This is a genomic window from Amycolatopsis sp. (assembly GCF_035276945.1).
Lineage (GTDB): Bacteria > Actinomycetota > Actinomycetes > Mycobacteriales > Pseudonocardiaceae > Amycolatopsis_E.
In genome coordinates, this window is the sequence record NZ_DATELF010000051.1 from 166,262 (window position 1) to 174,635 (window position 8,374).

Consider the following 8,374-nt stretch of genomic DNA (forward strand, 5'->3'; position numbering starts at 1 on the left):
AGACCTACTCGAGGGCGTCGGCGAGGCGGGCGGCCAGCGCGTTGACCTGACGTAGCACGCCGTGGTCCGCCCGTTCCTCGACGGCGGTGCGCAGGGTTCGCAGTTTCAGGGTCAGCCAGCCGAAGGTGTCCTCGAACGGTGTGGTGACCAAAAAGGACTGCGCGTCCAGCGTCTCGATGACCACGGTGAGTCCGGCTTTGACCTGTCTGGCGCTGGAAGTGGTGGCCAGCAGCCGCAGCACGGACTGGAGCTCGTCCAGCGGGACTGAGCTGTCGATGGTGGCCGTAGGCGCGCGATCGCTGAACACAGGACTTCCTTCCACCGCGTTATCGCAAAGAGACCCCGAAAAAGGGCACGGCGAGCGTCCTACGGTGGTTGGTGCTTGTCAACCGGCCGCGCGGGCGTCTTCCCGGAAGGCGAACCTATCGGGTGAACAGCTTTTTCTTGTTGTTCCGCGAATGCGCTCGCGGCCGCTCCTCGGGATACTGTGCCGGTACGGTTGGGCTGGCTTCGATGTCCTTCGGATGCAGGCTGCGCGCCAACGCGGTCTCGTAGGTCACCTCGCCGCCGCGGACCAGTTCGGACAGTGACATCTCGAAGGTCATCATGCCTTCGGTCCCGCCGGACACCACGCGGTCGCGAAGCCGGTCCGTGTCGCCGTCCCTGATCAGGTTCCGGATCTTCGCGTTGGCGACGAGGACCTCGTAGGCGGCGACCAGGCCGCCGCCGACGCGCGGCACCAGCTGCTGGCAGAGGACTCCGGCGAGCGCGGCCGAAAGCTGCACGCGGATCTGCGACCGCTGTTCGGCCGGGAAGACGTCGACGACCCGCGTCAGCGACTCGACCGTGTTGTGCGCCGGGAGCGTGGCGAAGACCAGCGTGCCGGTGGTCTCGGCCATGTTGAGCGCGATGCGGATCGACTCCAGGTCGCGCAGTTCGCCGATGAGCAGCACGTCCGGACCCTCGCGCAGCGCGGACCGCAGCCCGGCCGAAAACGACGCGGTGTCCGAGGCGATCTCGCGCTGGTTGACCGCGGAGCGCTTGTGCTCGTGCATGTACTCGATCGGGTCCTCGATGGTGATGATGTGGCAGGCGCGGTTGATGTTGATCTGGTTGATCATCGCGGCCAGCGTGGCCGACTTTCCCGCCCCGGTGGGTCCGGTGACCAGGACCAGGCCCTCCCGGCGCCGCGCGAATTCGGTCATCGCCGGTGGCAGGCCCAGTTCCGCCAGGGTCGGCACGGTGCGGGGGATGATCCGCAGGTTCAGCGCGGTGGTGCCGCGCTGGCTGAAGGCGTTGCCCCGGACCCTGGCCGTGCTGCGCCAGCCGAAGGTGAAATCGTATTCGTGGGCCGTCTTCCAGACGTCGGCCTGTTCGGGGAGCAGCACCTCGGCGAGCACGGCGTCGGTGGCCGTGGCGGTGAGCGGTCCCTGTCCGGGAATCGGTTGCAGGTCGCCGCCCACCCGGATCTGGGGTGGCATGCCCGCGGTGAGCAGCAGCTCGGTGCCGTTGGCCCGCCAGAGCGCTTCCAGTAACGAATCGATTCTGCTGCCGATGGGGGGACCGTGCACGACAACCTCCGATGGGTGGATTTCCCATTACCGGTCGAAATCGGGGAAGACCACGTCCGGGGACTCGGGACGGGGGAGAGAGACGGCAGGCGCGACCTTGCGCTCTTTTACTGTCCACCGCATCGGCGACTCCACGCAATGTGAGTTCGCCGCGGTGGCGGGGAAACACCCGAAAGTGGCAGTGTTCGAGTGCCGGGCATATCAGCGCTGTGACGAAAAGATGTCGTCGGGGGTGCCGGGCCTGCCGAAGTAGTGTCCCTGGGCCTGGTCGCACCCGAGATCGCAGAGGATTTCGAGCTGCTGGGCGGTTTCGACGCCTTCCGCGATCACGGTGAGGCCGACCGCGTGGGCCATCGCCACGATGCCGTTGACGATGCCCGCCGCGTCGGACGATTCGCCGAGGTCGGCGACGAAGGACTGGTCGATCTTGAGGATGTCCACGGGCAGCCGGAGCAACTGGGACAGGGAAGCGTATCCGGTGCCGAAGTCGTCGATGGCGATCCGTACCCCGAGGCTGCGCAACGAGTCCAGTTTCTTCGCCGCCAGCAACGGGTCGCGCATCAGCGCGCTTTCCGTGATCTCCAGGCACAGCGCCTCCGCGGGCAGGTTCGCGGTGTGCAACGCGTGCTGCACGGTGAACAGCAGATCCGGATTGTCGAGCTGCCGGGCGGAAAGGTTCACCGCCACGTGCAGGTCGAATCCGTGCAACTGGCGCTGCCGAGCCATTTCGTGGGTGGTGGCGCGCAGGGTCTGGATGCCGATCGCGCTGATCAGGTCGCTTTCCTCGGCGAGCGGGATGAATTCGACCGGCGAAACGACCCCGAGATGCGGCTGGTGCCACCGCAGCAGGGCCTCCACGCCCACCACTTTGGCGGACGGCAACGCGACCACCTGCTGGTAGGCGACGACGAGTTCGTTGAGGCGCACGGCGTCGCGCAAATCCTGCTCCAGCCGGAGGCGGCGCTGCATGCGTTCCCGCAACGCCACGTCGAAGAACTCGTTGCGGCCACGGCCGTTCGTCTTCGCCTCGTACATCGCGACATCGGCGTCGCGGATGAGATCGTCGGCGGAGCGCGAGTCGTCCGGGCCCGCCAGCACGATGCCGATGCTGGCGTCGATGTGGAGTTCGCGGTTGTCCACTCTGATCGGGTCGACGAGCGTGGACCGCAGGTGCATCGCCAGCGCCCTGGCGTCCGCGGGATCGTTGATACCGAAGCCGAGCACGACGAATTCGTCACCACCCAGCCGCCCGACCAGGTCGGCTCCGCGCACGCTCTGCCGCAGCCGGCAGCCGACCACCCGCAGCACCTCGTCGCCCGTCGCGTGACCGAGCGAGTCGTTGATCACCTTGAACTTGTCCAGGTCGATGAACAGCACCACGATCGTCTCGGCGCGGTGCGGCCTGCCGAGCGTGTCGGTGAGCCGGTGCACCACCATCGCCCGGTTCGCCAGCCCGGTGAGCACGTCGTGCGTCGCGTCGTAGTGGAGGCGCTCGGCGGTCCGCCGCCGTTCCGTGGTGTCGGAAAAGGACGCGACCACCGAATGCGGCGGGGCCGAGTCCGCGTTCAACGGCCGGCAGCTCAGGGAAACCCACGCGTCGGTGCCGTCGACTCTCCTGATGCACAGCAGGCGGCCGTTCTGCGGAATCCCGGTCATCCTCGTCGTGGTCATCGGGTATTCCGAGCGGGGGATCCGTCGTCCGTCCTCGTCGAACAGGGCCAGTAGCGGCGGGCGGGCCGGCACTCCGGTGAGGTCGCTGATCTTCGTGCCGAGGATGCGCAACGCGGCGGGGTTGGCCGATTCGATGGCGCCTTCCGGCGTCATCACGATCACCCCTTCTTCGAGAGAGGCGACGACGGTGGCGAAACGTCGCTCGGCACGACGCTGCGGGGTTTCGTCGGCGCACACCAGCACGTACCCGCCGTCCATCGGCGCGGCGGAGACCCGGACGGCCAGCGAAGAACCGTCGGACCGCCGGTGCATCGACCGCAGCACGCCGCCGGTCCGCACGACGTCTTCGATGGTCAGCGGGGAGCCGAGCAACTCGGGAACCAGACGCCCGATGGCCGATGCGGCGGGGTGCCCGTAGATGGTCTCGGCGGCCGGGTTCCAACTGGTCACCACGGACTCCGCGTCGGTGGCGATGATCGCGTCGCTCACGTGCGAGACCAGCGCGGCCTGGTACCGGAGCGCGGCCTCGGCGGCCTTCTGCGCGGTGACGTCCCGCATGATCACCTGGAAGGCGGGCTCACCCTCCCAGGTCGTGCGCACCGAAACCGATTCGATCGCGAGCCGGCTGCCGTCGAAGCGCAGCAGTTCCACCTCCGTCGGTTCCGAGGTGGCCCCCGGAGTGGTCAGCGCCTTGATCCGCTGCCACATGGCGGGAATCGAATCCGGGTGGACGAAATCGGTGATCGCGCGGCCCAGCACCTCGGAATGCGAGGTCGCGCCGAAGAACCGCAGGAACGCGGGATTGACGTAAACGACGTGCCCTTGCTGGTGCACCGCGATCGCTTCGGGCGTGAGATCGACCAGCAGCCGGTAGCGGTCGGCGATGTCGGCCAGCGCCTGCCTGGCCTCCCGCTGCTCCGTCACGTCACTGGCGATCCCGAACAGACCCGTCGATGTGCCGGTGTCGTAGGTGCGCGCGCGGAAGCGGAGCCAGCGCGGGAAGCCGGAGGCGTCCGGGAGTTGTTGTTCGAGTTCGAAGTCCTGGCCCGGCGTGGCGGACCGCGCGGCGGGGATCATCGGGCCGACCGCCTCGCGCAACCGCGCGCCGAGCTCGCCGTCACGCGTACCGGACACGCCCAGCAGCTCGTCCATCCCCGGGTTCCAGAACAGCGAGCCGGTGGTGAAGTCGAGGCGCCAGGCCAGGCTGGCGTCGGCGGCCAGGGTGAGATCGATGATGAACGCCGGGTCCAGTGCCGTGCCGATCGCGAGCCTGCCCATGTCCTGGGTCCGGGGACTCATGACACCTCCGATCGCCCGCCCCAGCCTGCTCGCGGGCGGAAGGCGCCGTGGCCGCGCCCTCCGCCCGCGAGCCAACCTGCTCGACCAGCCGGCCCACCCGCGCTGGCGCAGGTCGCCCGTACGGTCAGCTCAGCCAACCGGACAGGCAGGTCCGCGGCTTCTCCGCCGAGGTCTGGATCAGGCCGGTGACCGTCGGCGATCCGGTGACCACGGCGCAGGCCACGTCGTTGAGCCTCCGCCGGTTGTGCCGGGCGAAGGCCCGCATCAACTCGAAGGCGTTGTCCAAAGAGGTCCCGCGCCGTTCGGCGAGGATTCCCTTGGCCTGTTCGATGGTGACCCGGCTGTTGAGCGCGGTCTGCAACTGCGCCGACAGCTTCTCCGCCCGGGCCGTGGCTCGTTTCAGCAGCAGGCATCCGGTGGCCACGCCGACGAGCGCGGCGCCCACCACGAGGTCGTCCGCGCCGAGTTCGCCGGGCTGCCGCCGGAACAGGCACAATGCGCCGATCGCACCCGATTCACCGCCGAGCACCCGCATGGGCAGGACGTGCACGGCGGCGAAGCCGGCGCCGAGCACGGCGGTCCGGAAGGCCGTCCAGCGCGAGTCCGAGTTGAGGTCGGCCACACTCAACGGCTGTCCAGAGTGGAAACTGTCGACCGCGGGACCCTCGCCCGCGCGCAGTTGGACGACCTGGAGCAGCCGCACCGTGTCGGTGGTGCCGCCCACGGCGTCCAGTCGCCCGGACTCGTCGGCCAGCGCCCAGCCCGCCGCGTCCACGTCGAGCAGGCTCGCCGCGTGCCGGGCGAGCACCTGGGTGTACCGGTCGGCTTCGAAATCCGGACGGTGCACGTCGGAGAGCTCGACGAAGGCGGCGGCCAGCCGCTGTTCCTGGGGCATTGCTGGTCCTTCCGAAGGCATGTGGGGCCCTTGTCTTCCACTGCGACCTAACTTTGTTTATCGCCGGCGCGCCTTCGCTGAAAACTCGCGGCGGGCATGTTCACCTTATTTGGGTGAGGGCGCCCGTCACGCGCCCGTGCCGGAGCCACCTCGATGAGGGAGGAGAATCGTGGGTCAGGCCGATGCGAAAACGTTCTCCCGCTTTTCCGGTCGCTGAATTGGACTAACCTGCTACGCTGTTCGAGTGGCCCGCCGTTGGTGCCGGGCGGGGAGCCTGGACGGCCCGCGGCGGCGTGTGGTGTCCTCGATGCTCGCGGGAGATCCTCGCGTCGCCCCAGATCCCGGCGACTCTGGCTCTTGTTCAACAAGCTCGAACAAGCTCGAACAAGCTCGAACAAGCGTTGACAAGCGCTGTGCTTCTCATCCTCGCGTTCGGCGGAAGACATTGGAAGGCGAGCGCCCATGATCGATTCCGTCCGGCAGGCCCTGTGCATCACGGGTTCCGATCATCTGCAACTCGGCGGCTCATTACCGGCGATCGCCGCCCATCTCGTCCGGGAGGTCTGCGAACTTCGTGAGCGCGGGGAATTCCCCGCGCGCGCTTCCGTGCAGATCGACATCGGCCCGGAGGAGGCGCTGCTCGATATTCTGATCACCGGTCTTTCCCCGGACAATGATCCCGACCGGATCGAAACCGTCACCGCGATGCGCACGGTGTTCGAACTGGCCAGTCACGCCAACGTCATCGATATCACCGGTGCCGTCGCGCCGCTGTTCACCAACCGGATTCTGGCGGTGGACGAACAGGGCGTGCCGTATGCGGGCCTGATCGGCGCCGGCATGGGCGACATTCATCCCGGCGAGGTCTCCTGCCGCCGGATGCCACCCCGCTGAGGTCGCCGGTCCACATTGACTTTTCGCGACCTCTAGGCTGTGTTCATGTGCGCGCGATCGGATTTGCGTGGCCAGACCGCCACCGGTTCCCTGTCTTCGGCACCCGCCGGTCGGCGGCCAACGCAAATCCGGGGCCTTCGGCCTCCGCGCGCCGGGTCGTCTCAGACGGACGGACGGACTTTCCGAACTCCGCTACGCTCACCGAGTGTGGATCCGCAGTCACGACTTTGGGGCCCGCGATGACGATTTCGGTGTTCCTGCTCGATGATCACGAGGTTGTCCGTGCCGGGTTGAAGACGATGCTGACCGCCGAGAAAGACATGGAGGTCGTGGGCGAGGCCGGTCTGATGGCCGAGGCGCTGGTGCGGATTCCCACACTCAAGCCGGATGTCGCGATTCTCGACGTGCGGTTGCCCGACGGGGAGGGCGTGACGGTATGCCGGGAGATCCGGTCCTCGATGGACCCGGCACCGGCGTGCCTGATGCTCACTTCCTACGCCGACGACGAGGCGCTGTTCGGCGCGATCATGGCGGGGTCGGCGGGATACGTGCTCAAGCAGGTCTCGGGCACGAATCTGGTGGAGGCGGTACGCACCGTCGCGGCCGGTGGGTCGCTGCTGGACAACGAACTGGCCGCCTCGGCGATGAGCAGGCTGCGCGGCGAGGGCGGGACCGGCCCGGGTGAGAAGAACTACGGACTGCTAAGCCCCCAGGAACGCCGGGTGCTCGATCTCGTCGCGGCCGGGCTGACCAACCGGCAGATCGCGGAATCCCTTTCCCTTGCCGAGAAAACGGTCAAGAACTACGTTTCCTCGTTGCTGCACAAACTTGGCTTCGAACGCCGGACCGAAGCGGCCGTCTACGCGGCCAAACGCGCGCAACGGCCGGAGCGTGGCGACTGAGGCTCACCCAGGCCGTGTGAACCGGTGCTTGTCGCCCGTATCGTAATGTCCACATCAGACACGAACAGGGGATATGTGCGGGCTTTTTTCTTCGTCCGGCAGGGGGGTCTGCCATCTGCGTTGACGCCCGCGGGTGAAGGGATCGCGGATGCACCGACGACTGAGTGGGCTTGATACGGCTTTCCTCTGCCTGGACGACCCGAACATGCCGATGACGATGGGCGCGCTCGCGCTGTTCAAGCCCGACCATCCGGTGCATCCCCGGCGGATCGCCGCGCTGCTCGCCGACCGGGCTCGGAAACTGCCCAGGCTGCACGAATCGCCGAGGTCGACGTGGTTCCCGCCCGGTGGCGTGGCGTGGTCGCGCTGCCGTGATTTCGCCGCCGCGGACCATGTGCACACCCACTGCGTCCGGGGGCGGGGCCGGGAAGACAGGCTCATCGAACTGGTCACCGGGATCATGGCGCGACCACTCGACCCGCACCGGCCGCTGTGGGAGATCCACGTCGTCGCGGGGCTGCCCGGTGCCCGGTTCGGCCTGCTGATCAAGCTGCATCACGCGCTGACCGACGGTGCCGGTGCCGCCGCGCTCGTCGCCGGCCTGCTCGACGATTTCGCACCCGACACGGTGCGGAGCCGGCCACCGCGTCCGGCGTGGCGGGCGCTGACCACCCCGTCCGGGCTGGCCGGGCTCGCCCGCCAGGCCGTCGAGACCCTGGGTGTCGCGGGTTCGGTGGTGGGCGCCGCGAGACCCGCGACCGCGCTGGCCACGTTCGGTGCCACGCCGGGCAGGCGAAGGCTGGCCACCCTGCGCCTGAACCGTGACGACATCCTGCGGATCCGCAAGATCCACGGCGGTACGACGAACGACGTCGTGCTGGCGGTGCTCGCGGGCGCCCTGCGCGAGTGCCTGCCCGACGGACGGACGGTCCGCGCGCTGGTACCGGTCAACGTGCGCCGGGACGCCGACGGCCAGGACACCGGCAACCACCTGTCCGGCTATCTGTGTGACCTTCCGGTGGGCGAGCCGGACCCGGTCACGCGGCTGCGGATCGTGCGTGCCCGGATGGACGCGCGCAAGGCCGCCGGAGCCGCACGTGGCGCGGGCGCGGTGCCGCTGCTGGCGGGCCGGGTGCCCGGCG

Annotated in this window: 7 protein-coding genes; 3 read left to right on the top strand and 4 right to left on the bottom strand. The window is 68.4% G+C overall.

Annotated elements, in window-relative coordinates; translation table 11 throughout:
- Nucleotides 1–4: 4 nt before the first annotated feature.
- The 4 genes from VJT49_RS09035 to VJT49_RS09050 all read right to left on the bottom strand — a co-directional run bounded on the left by VJT49_RS09035 (nucleotide 5) and on the right by VJT49_RS09050 (nucleotide 5,436).
- Complete coding sequence (locus VJT49_RS09035) at nucleotides 5–307, bottom strand: hypothetical protein (RefSeq protein ID WP_324164269.1); 303 nt, start codon at nucleotides 305–307, stop codon at nucleotides 5–7.
- 115 nt (nucleotides 308–422) lie between these two features.
- On the bottom strand, nucleotides 423–1,571 hold the full coding sequence (locus tag VJT49_RS09040) for a PilT/PilU family type 4a pilus ATPase (RefSeq protein WP_324164270.1): 1,149 nt from the start codon (nucleotides 1,569–1,571) through the stop codon (nucleotides 423–425).
- A 201-nt stretch (nucleotides 1,572–1,772) separates the two neighbouring features.
- Nucleotides 1,773–4,541, bottom strand: coding sequence for a sensor domain-containing protein (locus VJT49_RS09045; RefSeq protein WP_324164271.1), 2,769 nt, complete (start codon nucleotides 4,539–4,541; stop codon nucleotides 1,773–1,775).
- 124 nt (nucleotides 4,542–4,665) lie between these two features.
- Nucleotides 4,666–5,436, bottom strand: coding sequence for a GAF and ANTAR domain-containing protein (locus VJT49_RS09050; RefSeq protein WP_324164272.1), 771 nt, complete (start codon nucleotides 5,434–5,436; stop codon nucleotides 4,666–4,668).
- A 462-nt stretch (nucleotides 5,437–5,898) separates the two neighbouring features.
- Here VJT49_RS09050 and VJT49_RS09055 point away from each other — a divergent pair, with 462 nt between their 5' ends.
- From VJT49_RS09055 to VJT49_RS09065, 3 genes are all read left to right on the top strand, one after another.
- Nucleotides 5,899–6,330, top strand: coding sequence for a hypothetical protein (locus VJT49_RS09055; protein ID WP_324164273.1), 432 nt, complete (start codon nucleotides 5,899–5,901; stop codon nucleotides 6,328–6,330).
- Between the two features lie 239 nt (nucleotides 6,331–6,569).
- The gene (locus tag VJT49_RS09060) at nucleotides 6,570–7,232 is read left to right on the top strand and encodes a response regulator transcription factor (RefSeq protein WP_324164274.1); all 663 of its coding nucleotides are present in this window, start codon (nucleotides 6,570–6,572) and stop codon (nucleotides 7,230–7,232) included.
- 148 nt (nucleotides 7,233–7,380) lie between these two features.
- Nucleotides 7,381–8,374: wax ester/triacylglycerol synthase domain-containing protein (locus VJT49_RS09065; protein WP_324164275.1), on the top strand; the 994-nt coding region annotated here is incomplete at its 3' end.

Coding starts and splice junctions, on each gene's coding strand:
- VJT49_RS09045 (WP_324164271.1), bottom strand. CDS start 4,541: ATGAGTCCCCGGACCCAGGACATGGGCAGGCTCGCGATCGGCACGGCA.
- VJT49_RS09050 (WP_324164272.1), bottom strand. CDS start 5,436: ATGCCCCAGGAACAGCGGCTGGCCGCCGCCTTCGTCGAGCTCTCCGAC.
- VJT49_RS09055 (WP_324164273.1), top strand. CDS start 5,899: ATGATCGATTCCGTCCGGCAGGCCCTGTGCATCACGGGTTCCGATCAT.
- VJT49_RS09060 (WP_324164274.1), top strand. CDS start 6,570: ATGACGATTTCGGTGTTCCTGCTCGATGATCACGAGGTTGTCCGTGCC.